10 protein-coding genes are annotated in these 15,435 nt (G+C 49.1%); 7 read left to right on the forward strand and 3 right to left on the reverse strand.

Annotation, left to right across the window (positions count from 1 at the left end; translation table 11 throughout):
- Window positions 1-38: 38 nt before the first annotated feature.
- The gene (locus IC617_RS16660) at window positions 39-464 is read left to right on the forward strand and encodes a helix-turn-helix domain-containing protein (protein ID WP_224746087.1); all 426 of its coding nucleotides are present in this window, start codon (window positions 39-41) and stop codon (window positions 462-464) included.
- A gap of 30 nt (window positions 465-494) precedes the next feature.
- A complete protein-coding gene (locus IC617_RS16665) occupies window positions 495-890 on the forward strand; it encodes a VOC family protein (protein WP_191146120.1) in 396 nt (131 codons plus the stop codon).
- On the opposite strand, the gene IC617_RS16670 is transcribed toward IC617_RS16665, so the two are convergent.
- Window positions 891-2,138, reverse strand: a complete 1,248-nt coding sequence (locus tag IC617_RS16670) for an EAL and HDOD domain-containing protein (RefSeq protein ID WP_191146121.1) — start codon at window positions 2,136-2,138, stop codon at window positions 891-893.
- A 151-nt stretch (window positions 2,139-2,289) separates the two neighbouring features.
- Window positions 2,290-3,312, reverse strand: coding sequence for an ACR3 family arsenite efflux transporter (arsB, locus tag IC617_RS16675; RefSeq protein ID WP_191146122.1), 1,023 nt, complete (start codon window positions 3,310-3,312; stop codon window positions 2,290-2,292).
- A gap of 529 nt (window positions 3,313-3,841) precedes the next feature.
- Here arsB and IC617_RS16680 point away from each other — a divergent pair.
- Window positions 3,842-5,029: an iron-containing alcohol dehydrogenase gene (locus IC617_RS16680; protein WP_191146123.1), complete on the forward strand. Its 1,188-nt coding sequence runs from the start codon at window positions 3,842-3,844 to the stop codon at window positions 5,027-5,029.
- A gap of 98 nt (window positions 5,030-5,127) precedes the next feature.
- On the opposite strand, the gene IC617_RS16685 is transcribed toward IC617_RS16680, so the two are convergent.
- Window positions 5,128-5,871, reverse strand: coding sequence for a FadR/GntR family transcriptional regulator (locus tag IC617_RS16685; protein WP_191146124.1), 744 nt, complete (start codon window positions 5,869-5,871; stop codon window positions 5,128-5,130).
- Between the two features lie 318 nt (window positions 5,872-6,189).
- Here IC617_RS16685 and IC617_RS16690 point away from each other — a divergent pair, with 318 nt between their 5' ends.
- The 4 genes from IC617_RS16690 (at window position 6,190) to IC617_RS16705 (ending at window position 15,308) form a co-directional block, all read left to right on the forward strand.
- Complete coding sequence (locus tag IC617_RS16690; protein ID WP_191146125.1) at window positions 6,190-9,252, forward strand: TonB-dependent receptor; 3,063 nt, start codon at window positions 6,190-6,192, stop codon at window positions 9,250-9,252.
- Window positions 9,253-9,339: 87 nt separating this feature from the next.
- Window positions 9,340-11,601 carry a polysaccharide lyase 6 family protein gene (locus tag IC617_RS16695; protein ID WP_191146126.1) on the forward strand — a complete coding sequence of 754 codons (2,262 nt, stop codon included), beginning with the start codon at window positions 9,340-9,342 and terminating at the stop codon, window positions 11,599-11,601.
- 137 nt (window positions 11,602-11,738) lie between these two features.
- Window positions 11,739-13,895, forward strand: coding sequence for an alginate lyase family protein (locus IC617_RS16700; RefSeq protein WP_191146153.1), 2,157 nt, complete (start codon window positions 11,739-11,741; stop codon window positions 13,893-13,895).
- 105 nt (window positions 13,896-14,000) lie between these two features.
- Window positions 14,001-15,308: an MFS transporter gene (locus tag IC617_RS16705; protein ID WP_191146127.1), complete on the forward strand. Its 1,308-nt coding sequence runs from the start codon at window positions 14,001-14,003 to the stop codon at window positions 15,306-15,308.
- The last annotated feature ends 127 nt before the right edge of the window (window positions 15,309-15,435 follow it).

Here is a 15,435-nt window from a genome sequence, read left to right on the forward strand (position 1 = left end):
CTCTGGTACGATTTTGGCTAGACAGGAGAACTTCATCGATGCCAGCACAAAATGACTTTGCCCTGCGCTTGCGCGAATTAATGGGCGACATGAGCGTCAGTGCTTTTGCTCGTAAAGTCGAATTGAGCGAAAGTCTGATCCGGAAATATCTAAATGGCTCTGAGCCGGGGTTAGCCAAGGCCAACCAGATTGCTATTAAAGCCAATTGTTCGTTGGAATGGCTGGCAACCGGTTGTGGTTATCAGTATCGCAAAGCGGAAGTGGTTGATATGGAAGCCTTGGAAACGGCGATGCAACTGACTTTAAGCCTCGCTGAGAGTGAAGAGCTTAACCTTCAGAATGAAAAATTAATGAAGGCAATTGTCGCCACTTATCAATACATGCGAGCGACAAAGAAGAAAGATGGCTATTTCGATGTCGATGAGGCTAAGCCGTTTGCTCGTTACGTGTTAGGCATGTGTTAGCCATTGCAGTTGCAATAGGGAGAGGTAGTGATGTCTGTTCAGTTCGACCATTTTAATATCAGCGCGCCGATGGAGGTGCTGCTGATAGAAAAAGAATTCTTTCATCGCGTGTTCGGTTTTGCTGCTGGCAGTCGGCCGCAGTTTGCTAAAGAGGGTTACTGGCTATACAACGGTGAGCAAGCGGTGATTCACTTATCGAAAAGTGACAACCACAGCAACCAAAACGAAAACGGATATTTGGATCACATTGCATTTCGGATGACTGGCTTGGCCTCGTTGCTAACCACGTTAGAGGAGCTCAAGGTGCCATTTAGGCGTCAGGTGAATGAACACCTGAACATGACTCAGGTGTTTTTCAAATCGCCGGCGGGCGTTGGGCTGGAAGCGAACTTTGTCGCCGAGTTTGTTACCGAAGCGCTTGACTGATCAGCGCAGCGGCTCACGGTCAATTTGGTTATAGCGATCAACCAGCTTAATTGCCGTTTGATATGCACCTGCGAGATCGTCGTAATTTAAATTGAGCTTTTTCGCCTCCATTCCTGAGTGGTGCCAGCTGCCTTTTTCATAGTATTTGGCGGTGTTGAGAATAATAGTTAGCGGCGAGCCTTTGGTGTCTGGTTGTTGCATCAGGATGTCTTTTAACACTGGATCCAGTGCGATTTGCTCCAGCACTTCCTCCATTGGCCGGTCCATGATGTTTTCAATAAAAGAAAACAAGCCCACCAAAAATGCTTGATCACCCAGCCCTGAACGGTGCTTTTCGGCCACCTCTTCACAAAACTTTGCTCTGAGGATTGCCATATTAATCAACTCACGAGGCTTGCTGTTGAGCTCCTCAGCAGTGAATAGCATCAGCACAAACTTACGTGTTTCTTCGGTACCGATGTAACGCAGGGCCTGATGAACCGAGGAAATCGGCGACACAATTGGGAACAAACCGGAATTGATAAATCGCAACAGCTTGTATGTCAGGCTGACATCGTGCTTATACAGCTCTGCGACCTTGTTGAGGTCAAATTCTTCGCGCAATACCAAGTTATAAGTGGCCAGCAGTACCGCGTGTCGAGCTTGCGCGTCGGTGCCTTCGAGCATTTCCGGTTTACAGAAAAAGTAGCCTTGAAAAAAGTCGAAGCCGAGCGCTTTGGCCTGTTCGTATTCTTCTTTGGTTTCTACTTTCTCTGCCAAAATTCGAGTTTTGGGAAATTGCTTTTTGATGTTTTCAATCAGCGGCTTGATCGAAGCGAGCGGGGTGCGCTGAATATCGAACTTGATCAGTCGCGCTAATTGCAAGAATCGATTCCACTCGGTGCGGTAGACAAAGTCGTCCAAAGCAATTTTGTAGCCTGCGCGGAACAGTTCGCGGACTTCCTGCAACACTCTATCGCTGGGCGTTACATCTTCGAGGATCTCAATCACAATCTGATCGCGGGGCAATGAATGAGGAATTTGCGACAACAATGATGATTCGCTGAAATTCACTAATGCGGGTTTACCGCTGCAATATTGTTTAAAGCCATTATTGAAATGAGTTCTGGAAATAAGCCGGCTGGTGGCTACGTGGGGATCGACGCCAACAGGGAAGGTATTGGATTCGCTCTCGCGGTAAAACAATTCGTAAGCAACGACGTTTAACCGTCGATTAAAAATGGCCTGGCGGGCAGCATAAAACTTCACTAATCATGCACCTAAGTCAGTGGTAACTACAAACATCTACATACTGGCTGTCCTCAATAGAGCCTTATAAGGCAGCAATAGGTCAAGCATAAGAGTCGTTTCTGGCCAAACAGTTCTCATTTTCAGGAAAAATATATGTGGTACAGCCCGCCTAATCGGGCTCAAACCAATGACGGGTGCGATTGGCAATTGCCACCAGCGACAGCATGACCGGTACTTCAACAAGAACGCCGACAACGGTGGCGAGCGCGGCTCCAGAATGGAGGCCGAATAAGGAAATAGCCACTGCGACAGCGAGCTCGAAGAAATTGGATGTGCCGATCATACACGCTGGGGCGGCAATGTTATGGGGTAATTTCAGCCACTTCGCAGCGGCGTAGGCGATGACAAAAATGCCATAGGTTTGGATCAGTAATGGAATTGCGATCAGGCCAATGGTGTGTGGCTGCGCAATAATGGTTTCAGCTTGAAAACCAAATAGTAAAACCACCGTGGCGAGCAAGCCGGTAATGGACCAAGGCTTAATTGCCGACAGGAAGCGCTGTAGTTGAGCGGAATCGTTGTGGCGCGCCAAGCGAGAGCGAGTGATGATACCGGCGAGCAGCGGCAGCAACACATACAACCCGACTGACAGCAATAAAGTTTGCCATGGCACCTCAATGTCCGACACGCCCAGTAGCATGGCTGCAAGCGGGGCAAAGGCAAAAATCATAATGACGTCATTCACCGACACCTGTACCAAGGTGTAGTTAGCGTCGCCTTTGGTTAGCTGGCTCCAGACAAACACCATGGCAGTACAAGGGGCCACGCCCAATAAAATCATCCCAGCAATGTACTCGTTGGCCGATTGTGGATCGACCCAATCGGCAAACAACATTTTGAAAAACAGCCAACCCAATGCGGCCATGGTGAAGGGTTTAATTAACCAATTGACGATGAGCGTTAAGATCAGCCCTTTGGGTTTGTTACCAATATCCTTAATCGATGAGAAATCAATTTGTACCATCATGGGGTAAATCATCACCCAAATGAACAGGGCAATGACGAGGTTAACGTGGGCCAACTCAATGGCAGCGATGGCTTCAAAGACGGTTGGCCAGACTAATCCTAACGCGACACCTGCGGCGATGCATAAAGCCACCCAAACGGATAGGTAGCGCTCAAAAATACCCATGATTCGAATCCTCGAACTGCACCGCCCTTGGCGGCGTGACAGACAACCACGTGACATAAAAACCAAAACAACATATATGAAAAATTGCATATGTTCAACGGTGGGCTGCTCGTTGCTTTGGTCGACTCACACCTGTACTGATGCATTATTCAGATAGGGTGTATGACCAGTAATAGTGATGCAGTTACCAATTGGTAATCTTTATTTCTTTAATTTGATTGACAGTTGGTAGGCCAATGATTACATTTTGGCATTATGTTGGTTTTAACTGACCAATGTGATTCGGTGATCCACACCGCACAGATTGTCCTCCCTAAGCGGCATGTATTGAACGAGATGTCTCGGTAGGGAATGAAACCGGTCTAATTGTGGTCGGGCTGGTGTTCGATGGAGAAGGTCTGAATAAATTATTTTCGGTCAGGCCAAACGATATCGGTTATTTGTTGATAACGACCAGAGCCAGACTTCCAACGATTCTCGCTGATGTCTGATAAACAGAATAAAAAATTAGTAGTTAGAGGTACTTAGAATGACTCCCTTTGAGTGGAATTTTCCAACAAAATTGACCTATGGCCCAGGGCGGCTCAGCGAAGTCGGCGAAATTGCAAAAGCTTATGGTAAGAAGGCAATGGTTGCCACATACGCCAAAGGCACACCACTAGATCCAGTGATTGACAGAGTCGAAGCATCACTCAAAGAAGCGGGTTTAGAGGTCGTTGTATTTACTGGGATTGAACCCAATCCGCGTGCTCAAACCATTGATAAAGCAATTGAAATATTCAAGGCTGAAGCGTGTGATTTGGTCATCGCATTAGGCGGTGGCAGTGTTATTGATGGCTCCAAGTATATTTCTGCAACGGCTTACTCTGGCGGTAATGCTTGGGATTACGTAGTACTGGGTGACCGCGTGCCGCGCGAGTACACCGGTGCCTTCCCAATTATCTCCATTCCAACGATTTCAGCGGCTGGTTCAGAATGTAATGCCGGTGGTGTTATTACCAATGCTGAAACCAATGAGAAAAGTTTCTCGCGCTCGCCTTATCGTGTTCCTAAGGTTGCCATTGTTGACCCTGAGATCCTAGCTTCTGTACCGATGCGCTTAACGCAGGACAGTTGCGTTGATATCTTCTCTCACTTGATTGAGCATTATTTGTCGAGCGATGCCGAGTCTGAATTTGCTGACCGTCAAACCGAAGGCATGATCCTATGCTTGAAAGAGAACTTCACTAAAATCATTGAAAACCTTGACGATCTTGAAGTGCGCGGGCAATTAGCGCTGTGCTCTATCTTTGGTTGGTCTGGCATTCAGGCACTTGGCCGGATGGGCTGCATTCCAATGCACTCCATCGAAATGCCACTCAGTGGGATCTACGATTTACCGCATGGGCGAGGTATGGTTGTAGTGATCCCTGCCTATCTGGAGCACATGGCTGATGCCAAGCCGCACCGGTGGGCGAAGTTGGCGCGGCGCTGTTTTGATGTCACTGAGCAAGATGATTTGAAAGCCGCCAAGCTGTTGTCAGTGAAAGTGACCGAGTGGCTAAAAGAAACAGGCGCTTACCTAACCCTTTCCGACGTTGGAATCCCAGATGATAAGTTCGAGCAAATGGCCGATGATGTTGTTCGTATGTTCCCTGGCCCAATTCCAAATTCGACCCCTGGTGCTCGTCCGGTAACCAAAGACGACATCATTGCAATCTACGAGTTGTGTAAGTAAAACCGAGAAACAAAGCCTCTTTCGAGAGGCTTTGTTGGCTGTCGGTAGGCAATAAAAAAGCACGGTAATAACCGTGCTTTTGTCGTTTTATGAACCCGTTATGCTGGCCGGTGCAACACACCTTCAAGCGAATAAAGGCCGCGCTTCTCGCTGGCTTTGCGGCGAACTTCTTCTAACGCCTTGGCTTCTAAGGCATCAAATAGCGAGTTAATCAGGCGATTAAAGTGCTGGTGCATAGCCGCGCGAGCAGCTGTGGCATCGCGGGCCTTCAGCGCTTTATAAATAGCAGTATGCTCGTTGAGGATTTTATTCTGGTTGCTCTTGGCACAGACTGAGCCGTAATCGGCAACGATTTGCGGATTGGATACCCGCAGACTCCAGAGGTTTTCCACGGTCCGCAGCATGGCTTTGTTGCGCGTTGCAACAGCAATGATGCGGTGGAACTCTTCATCCGCTTCTTCGGTGTAGTCACCTTTTTCCATGGCGATCAGAGTGCCATGGAGCTTTTCTAATTCTTCATCGGTAATAGACGTTGCGGCTAATGCCGCCACTTCGCCTTCGATCAACGCCCGAGATTGAGTCAGCTCAAATGCACTGATGGCCATGTCAGCTTTTGACAGGTTGGTTTGTTCGAGGACGTATACGCCAGAGCCTGTTTTTACTTCAACTCGCTCGCGAACTTCGAGGGCGATTATCGCTTCGCGAATGGTAGGACGGCTAACATCAAAGATCTCAGCAAGTTCACGCTCTGGCGGTAAGCGGCTTCCTGCAGGGAAATCGCCGCCACTGATCATGGCTTCGATTTGATCGACGATGCGCCAAAATAAGCGCCGGTTTTTCATGAATGAATTCCTATCTCAAAATATTGGTTAGCCGTTGGCATGACACATAATCACCATATGTTATAGGCAAACTCAAGGTTTGTTCAAAGTAATTGCGATCGATATCTCCATATTTGTGACCAATGAAAGTTGTTCCTAGTTAAAATTGGAATTACCAATTGGTAAAGTTGTTTTGGATCACAAATGTGTCATTGGTAATATTAAATGGTTTGCTGGTTTGTTTGAATTTGGTTAACTTTACTGCACTTGGTAAGCACTATTTCGTTTCAAGTGCTTCATAAGAACTACAAACGTTGAATAACGTGGGGAAAACACATCGTGAAACTCAACCAAATAACCAGCGCACTTGCGCAACAGAAAGCTGGTTTGCTAAGCAAGCAAACTCTGCTGACATCGGCACTCCTTGCTTTTGCTGCGCCAGCTCTGGCTGCTGAAGCTCCTGCCCAACAGGCTCCAACTGCAGAGCCAGAAGAGGCGGTCGAGCGTATTCAGGTTTCAGGCATGCGTGCCACCATGTCTCGTTCTTTGGATGAAAAGCGCACCAATGCTGCTGTGGTTGATGCCATTGCCGCGGCCGACTTTGGTGATTTACCGGGGCTGTCCATTTCAGACGTAATTGAAAACATTACATCTGTTTCTGGCCACCGTGGTAAAGGTAGCTCTTCGGAAACATCGATTCGTGGTATGGGGCCATTTCTTGGTTACTCCACTTGGAACGGCCGCACCGTAACCAGTGCCGGCTATAGCCGCGCGGTTAACTTTAAGAAGTTCCCATCGGATCTGGTCAATAAGGTGGTGGTTTATAAATCACAGCAAGCCGATTTGGTTGAAGGTGGTGTTGCCGGTACCATCGAACTGAGCTCGCTACGCCCAATTGATTATGGCAAGAAGAAGACCTCAGTCGAGGCTCAAGCGATTTATAACAGCCACACTGCACGTCTGCACGATGAAAATGGTTTTGGTAATCGAGTAACCTTTTCCACGGTTAACCAGTTTGAAACCGACACCCTAGGTGACTTTGGTTACACTTTAGGCTTCCAGCGCACCGACACATCAAACCCAGAAGAAAGCATGCTGACTTCTTCAAGCATGTACGGTTGTGGTAGCCGTATGGCTGATGGTAGCGCGGCGCCGCAAGGCAGCTATGACTGTGAAGACATGCTCGATAAAGAGGGTATCACTGACGAAAATGGTGATAACTACGGCTGGGATATCCGCGACTCTATCGATGTCTACGATCCAGATAGCATGTTCTACACCTCGTCTTCTCACACTTACCGCACCATGGAAGAAGAAGATCTTCGTAAAGCGGTCGTTGGTACTGTCCAATGGCAGCCCAATGACATGTGGGACATCAACGCCGATATTTCTTGGTCGAAAAACAGCTACTGGGAAGAGCGCCATGACTTTATCGTGACCTCGGCGCGACGCAACATTAACTGGGACACCATGGTCGTTGGCCAAGACGGTACTTTGTTGTACCGCGAAGGCGAAGCGAAAATGGAAGCGCAGGGTTTGCACCGTGATGAGACCGAGCGTTACAACGGTTATGGCTTGAACATCGCCAATTACTGGAATGACGACTGGAAATTCGAGCTGGATTTGTCGTACTCACGCTCTACTCGTAGCCGAATTGACTACAAATCTCGCATTGTTACCGGTGATTACTGGAACTACAGCCTCGACAACACCAAGCATCGTCTGACCGAACTGCGTTTCTTGGATGACAATGGTTCGGTATTCGATCCGAATGATCCTGAATCATGGCTGGCTGAAAACAACAACGGCAAAGCGCCTGAAGGTAAATATGAGCGTTTGACCGATGACCGTTGGGACACTCACAAAGCGATTCGCTTTGATACCGATTACCTGATTGATGGCGACATCTTCTCAAGCTTGCGCGCTGGTGTGCGTTACTCCAAGCAGCACCTGACGTCTGATTTGGATGATGATGTGGCGCTGAAAGTCCGTGGTCAGTTGCCAGAAAGCAATGCTGATCAGGTCTCTGAGTACAAAACCAAAGACGAAGCCATTACTGACCTGCTGGTCTCTGACTGTTTCACCGACTGGAATAACGACCGTTGGATGAACAGTGAAGACGGCCAAGGCATTGAAGGTGGCCGTTGGGCAAGCTTCGATGGTCGCTGCGGCTTTGGCGTCATGTCTGGTGTTAACGAAGATAACAGCTTCACCGACATTGGTCCTTGGGTTGACCGTCGTTCAACTGGCGATGACAACATCCGTGAAGATGTTACCGCCGCTTATGTCATGGCGAATATCGATACCGAAATGTTTGGTTTGACCACAACCGGTAACGTCGGTGTGCGAGTGGTTAAAACTGAGGTTGAATCACAAGGCTGGCGTCAGGATTATGAAGTTGACTTTAGCGACCCAACTGAACCGAAATTAGAAGCCAAAGTTGACGAAAATGGCGTGCCAATTCTAGAAAAAGTAGTGTTGGAAAATGACGTTACCGAAGTACTGCCAAGCGCCAACATCACCTTCCACTTGGAAGACGACTTGCTGCTACGTACCGCGGTTTATCGTTCGCTATCTCGTCCAAACTTGCAAGACATGGGCGCCGGTCGCCAGATTCAAACCGGTAGCGGCGATGAAGAAACTGAAACCATTGCCGAGCTCATTTCTGATGTGACTGGTGATAACCCGAACCTCGAGCCAATTATGTCGTGGAACGGTGACATCTCCCTTGAGTGGTATCCATCGACCGACACGGCGATTTCGACGGCGTTCTACCTCAAGCGTTTCGAGGCGTCTTTCGAGAATACCATTCTTGAAGAGACCATCACCATTGATGGTCAGGAAGTGCCGATTGATGTGCGCGCTACGTCCAACGGCGATGACAAGAGCACCTTGTGGGGTATTGAAGTTGCTGGTCAACACCACTTTGCCGACCTACCGGGTTTGTGGAGCGGCTTGGGTATCAAAGGTTCTTATAACTACGCCGATTCAGACTTTGAAAACGAAGATGGTGCGTTCGGTAATGCCTATGATGAGAGCGGTCAGTTGACCAAAACCCGTATCGATGGCTTCGATCCGGCCAACATCTTTGGCTTCTCTGAGCACGTATTCTCTGGTTCGGTTTACTGGGACTACGAAGACTTCTCGATTCGTGTGCTCTATAAGTACCGCTCGAAGTACTACCAGCCAAACACCGGCTCACGTGCCAACCGTTATGTTGAACCATTCGAGTATGTCGACATGAACATGAAGTACAAGCTGACCGACGACACCAGCGTTTCGTTTAAAGCGCTCAACGTGTTGGACGAAGCTCAGTACATGACGCGTGGTACCAACAACTATCCAACCTTGATCTCAAGCTCAGGTCCTAAGTACTTCCTGGGTATCAAGACCAAGTTCTAAGGATTAGACATCATCTTACGGGAAATGATGAAGCACCATGGATGGTGCTTTCTTCCCCCCTTTTGTCCAAAACAACAGAGTTCGGCTATGCACCTGACACTATCTTCTCGGCGCGCCCTGAGTGCGTTTGCAACACTGGCTTTATGTTCACTACCGGTTTCTGCATTGGCAACAGACTGGCTAGTAAAAACACAAGCTGAGTATCACCAAGCAGTGGCTGATTTAGCGCCCGGCGATAAGGTGATTCTGGCCAATGGTCAGTGGCAGGATTTTGAAATTGTGTTCGAAGGCAAGGGCACCAAAGCTGAACCTATTACTCTGACGGCCCAAGACAAGGGCAAGGTATTTATTACCGGTCAGTCGAATCTGAAACTGGCTGGTGAACACTTAGTGGTGAGCGGTCTGGTGTTTAAAGACGGCTTTACTCCAAGCAGCGAAGTCATCTCGTTTCGCCGCGACAAGAACAACTTCGCCAGCCACTCTCGCGTGACCGAAGTGGTTATCGACAATTTCAGTAATCCCGATCGTTTTGAAGGGGATTATTGGGTGGGCCTGTATGGCAAGCACAACCGCTTTGACCATAACCACTTAGAAGGCAAGCGCAATAAAGGCGTCACCTTGGCAGTGCGATTGAATGGTGAAGCTCATCAGCAAAATCATCACCGTATCGATCACAACTACTTTGGCCCGCGGCCTATTTTTGGCTCCAACGGCGGTGAAACCTTGCGCATTGGCACCAGTCATCACTCGCTGAGCGATTCGTTAACCGTGGTTGAAAACAACTACTTTGATCGCTGTAACGGCGAAGTGGAAATTGTCTCGGTCAAAAGTGGCAAAAACCAAATTCGCAACAACGTGTTTTTTGAGTCGCGCGGCACTCTCACGCTGCGCCACGGTAATGGCAATGTGGTTGAAGGCAATGTGTTCTTCGGCAATGGCGTTGACCACACTGGTGGTATTCGGGTCATCAATGCCGACCAAACCATCCGCAATAACTACCTCGAAGGTTTAACAGGCTATCGCTTTGGTAGTGGCCTAACCGTGATGAATGGCGTGCCGAACTCGCCAATCAACCGTTATCACCAAGTCGTCAATGCGACGATTGAAAACAATACCCTGATTAATGTTGAGCACATTCAGCTCGCGGCAGGTAGTGATGCCGAGCGCTCTGCTACGCCGCAAGACAGCGTCATGCGCAACAACTTAATCATCAATAAAGAGGGTCGCGACCCATTTACTTTGTTTGATGACATCAGCGGTATCAAATTTGAACGCAATGTTCGCAGCAACACCAATCAGCCGGTGATTGAGTCCGGATTTAGCGATGCCAACAGTAAATTAGTTCGCAATAGCAATGGTTTGCTACAACTGGCCAACGCGGTTAACGGCGTTGGCGCGCCAGCCGATCTAAAACCAATCGCCAAAGCCGATGTTGGCCCGAGCTGGTATCCGAAAACCGAACCAGAAATCGCTTTTGGTGCAGGCAAGCAACTACCCGTTGCGCCGGGAGAAAAAGCCCTTTACGAGGCGGCCATGGCAGCTGAATCCGGTGATGTCTTGGTACTGGCCGACGGCCACTATGACGTCAGCAAAATTATCAAACTCGACAAAGTACTGTCGGTAAAAGCCGCTAATCCGGGCAAGGTGTCGGTCAATTTCCAGCGTTCGGCGCTATTTGAAATTGGCAACGGCGGCAGCTTGGAGCTGGTTGGCTTAACGGTTTCCGGTGTCGATGCCCCTGACTACTCAGGTAATGCCATGGTTCGTACTGCGAAGTGGGGCATGTACAAAAACGTCCGCTTGGTGATGAAGCAAATGATAGTGAAAGATTTAGACATCAATCACTCGTTCCATGTCTACGACTCCGGTGCTCGCGCGTTTGCTGATTACATCAACATTTCTGACAGTCATTTCGACAACATTACCGGAGACATCTTACGCCTTAACAAAGAGTTAGATGACTTAGGCATTTACAACGCCGAGTACGTGCGTTTGCACAACAACCGCTTTGATCAGGTTCAGGGCGCTATTGCCAAGGTGTATCGCGGTGGCAGTGATGAAAGCACTTTTGGTCCGCATGTATTGATGACCGACAACATCATGCGCGATGTCGGCAACGGCAAACGCAATAAAGAGCAAGCGTCGCTGTTTCTTCATGGTGTGCAAGTGACCTCATTGAGCGACAACCAGTTTGTCAATTCGGCACCGGTTGTGGTTGAGCACACGGTTGGTGAGCCGCAAACCGTGATCAGTGGCAACCTGTTTGACAACAGTGGCGCGCCGAAAATCACTGAGCTGCGAGTCAGCGGGCCGCACACCGCCACTCTCAACAATAACCAAATCCGCTAATAGCGTTGTTCTCACTGAGCTTATAGGTATCAAAAGTGATGAAATTCGGATTTAACACAGCAACTCGTTCACTGCCGCGTCTGACTCGAGTGCTTGGCGCGACCTGGCTGGTCATTACCTCAACGGTGAGTACAACGATGAGCACAACGGTGAATGCTGCAGATCATGTTACTCACCCCAATTTGGTGATCACCGCTGATGATGTCGCGGCGATGCGGCAGGCTATTGAGCAGCCGGGCTTGTTCCAGCAGACCTATCAGCAAGTGAAGGCATCGCTCGATGAGCAAATGCAGCAGCCAATCACGGTGCCTGTGCCTAAAGATGCCGGTGGTGGTTATACCCATGAGCGTCACAAGAAGAACCAGTACTTGATGTATAACGCTGGCGTTATCTACCAACTGACGCAGCAGCAACAATACGCCGATTACGTTCGCGACATGCTGCTGCAATACGCTGAGCTGTATCCAACGTTGCCGATTCATCCACAAAAGAAAAGTAGCAATGCCGGCAAGCTGTTCTGGCAAGGGCTGAACGAAGCGGTGTGGTTGGTCTATACCATTCAGGCGTATGACGCGGCACTACCGGGCATCAGCCAGATCGATCGCAACACCATTGAACAAGGCGTTTTGCGCCCCGTTGCCTTGTTTCTCTCCGAGCAGTCGCCACACACCTTTAATAAGGTGCACAACCACGGTACTTGGGCAACGGCTGCCGTGGGCATGACAGGATATGTGCTAAACGAGCCGGAGTGGGTTGAAAAAGCACTATATGACTTGGACAAATCAGGTAAAGGTGGCTTCTTGCGGCAAATGCAGGATTTGTTCTCGCCACAAGGCTATTACAGCGAAGGGCCGTATTATCAGCGCTATGCCTTAATGCCATTTGTCACCTTTGCCAAAGCGATTGAGACCAATGAGCCTGAGCGGAAAATTTTTGAGTACCGCAATGGCCTGCTGTTAAAAGCCATCGATACCACGATTCAGTTGAGCTACAACAAACTGTTCTTCCCGCTTAACGATGCCATTAAGAGCAAGGGCATTGATACCATCGAGTTGATCAATGGCGTGGCCATTAAATACGGCCTGACTGGCGATCCCCAGTTACTGTCAATTGCCAAGTTACAAGATCAGATCTTGCTAACCGGTGATGGTCTTAAAGTGGCTCAGGGCATCGAGCAAGGCTTGGCACAGCCCTATGATTTCCAAACCAAGGTTTATGGCGACAGTGCGTCTGGCGACAAAGGGGCCTTGGTGATTTTACGACAACAAGCTGCTGGCGCTGACCAAGCGGTGGTGTTTAAAGCCACGGGGCAGGGCATGGGCCATGGTCACTTCGATAAGCTCAACTGGCAGTTTTATGATGCTGGCAGCGAGATTGTTTCCGATTACGGTGCTGCGCGTTTCCTTAATGTGGAAGCCAAATTCGGTGGCCGCTATCTGCCAGAAAATGACAGTTACGCCAAGCAAACGGTCGCCCATAACACCTTGGTGGTGGATGAAACCAGTCATTACGACGGCAACTGGCGCGAATCTGAAAAGCACTACCCAGAGCTACTGTTCTTCGCTGACGATGATCAGGTGGCGGTGACTTCAGCCAAGGTCGATAGCGCTTATCAAGATGTGTCGTTCAAGCGCACCATGGCACTGCTTAAACTGGCCGATGAGCGCAGTCTGGTGATTGACATTGTCGATGCCGAAGCCAAAAACAAGCATCAGTTTGACTTGCCGGTGAACTACCAAGGGCAGCTGATTGAGACCAGCTTCCAGCTGGCCGGTCACAGCAACCTGTTGAAACCTGTGGGCTCGGCAAATGGTTATCAGCATTTGTGGTTGAAAGCGACCGCCGAACCTCAAGCTGGCCTCAATAAAGTCACTTGGCTGAACGAACAAAACAATCGTTTTTACAGTTACAGCACCCTAACGACGGCAGACACGCAGCTGCTGTTTACCCAAACCGGTGCCAACGATCCCGATTTCAATTTGCGCAATCAGCACTCGTTTATCTTGCGGGTGCCAGCGGCCAAACAGCACACTTTTGTTAGCGTGCTCGAGCCGCATGGCGAGTACAACCCCGCAAAAGAATACACCTTAAACGGCAGCTCCCAGCTAACCGCAATGACATTTGACCGTCAGGGCGACATTGATCTGGTGACGCTGACGTTTGTTGATGACGCACGTTATTTACTGGCTATTGCCAACGGCAAGCAGGTAACGGCCAGTCGCCAGTCGAGCTTTTCCCATGACGGCAAAAGCTATGTGTTAGAAGGCCGCTTTAGCTTGCTTCAGCTCGATTGATAACGGCATTGAAATTTTAGTTTTCGCAACAGGTTAACGTGGACGGTTTGCTTTAAGCGGGCCAGCCACAGCAAATAGAATTTACTTCATAGGAGTGCAACAAGCATGAAAATCAAGGGGTTCCGGTGGGTTATTATCGGTTTGATTTTTACCGCCACGGTTATTAACTACATCGACCGTTCTGCCCTGTCCATTATGTGGCCAGGTGAAACGGGTATCGCTAACGACTTGGGTCTGACCGACTCAGATTATGGTCTGATCTTGAACGTGTTCATGGTCGCCTACGCCTTGGGTCAGTTATTCTCGGGTAAGATTTTTGACAAGATTGGTACTCGCATTGGCTATGTTCTGGCCATTGGTATCTGGGGCCTGTCATCCTTCTTGCACTCAACGGCTCGTGGCTTTTGGTCACTAGCATTCTTCCGTACCACTTTAGGTTTTTCTGAAGCGGGCAACTGGCCTGGTGCGGTAAAAAGTAATGCTGAGTGGTTCCCTGTGCAGGAGCGAGCGATTGCTCAGGGCCTGTTCAATGCGGGTGCTTCAATTGGTTCGGTGATTGCGCCGCCACTGATTGCTGCCTTGTTCGTGGCATTCGGCTGGAAAGTCACCTTTATGATCATTGGTTCGTTCGGCATTGTCTGGATCTTACCTTGGTTGGTGATCAACAAAGCCGGCCCGAAAGATCATCCATGGGTGACTGACGAAGAGCGTAAGTTCATTCTTGACGGCCAACCTGCCGAGTCTGCAAACGATGGTAAAGAGGAAGAAGAAGGTCTTTCTTGGGGCCAGTTGCTGAAAATTCGTGAAACTTGGTCGATTCTGATTGGCCGTTTCTTCTTGGAGCCAATCTGGTGGTTCTTCGTTGGTTGGATGCCGCTTTACCTGGCCAAAGTCTATGGCTTTAACGTCAAAGAGCTGGGTATGTTCCTGTGGTTCCCATATGTTGGCGCGGCAGTTGGTTCCATTGTTGGCGGCATTGTCTCGGGCAAGATCATTGCTAGCTCTGGCTCTATCAACAAAGGTCGGAAAACTACGGTCGTCATTGGTGCCATCATCATGTTCCTTGGCTTGCTTGCCACCGTGATGTTTGAACACAACGAATACTCCTTTATGGGCGTGGTGTTCTGCGTGTTGTTCGGCTTCCAGTTTGCCATCGGTAATATTCAGACTTTGCCGGGTGATTTCTTCAGCGGTAAATCGGTTGGCTCGCTGGCCGGTATGGGGGGTATGGTTGGTGTGTTCTCAGTGATCATTCTGAACTTCCTAGTTCCTATTATTGCCGAGGTGTCGTACACCCCAATCTTCATTCTTATTGGTGTCTTTGTACCCCTAGGTGTACTGGCGGTGTTCTTCTTCGGCGGCAATATTGGCCCAGTTGAAAAAGAGCGTATTGACCAAGTCAAAGCATCGTAATCGCCAGTTCCAACTGACTCGCAAAGGTGGTGCCGCAACGGCGGCACCCCTTTAGCTCTAGCCCTTTTTATCTTGATTGGTTTTATTGTCGATCCGCTGTTTGACTCTGTTTTTGCGGGTGGATCAA

This window comes from Neiella litorisoli (genome assembly GCF_014773395.1).
GTDB lineage: Bacteria > Pseudomonadota > Gammaproteobacteria > Enterobacterales > Neiellaceae > Neiella > Neiella litorisoli.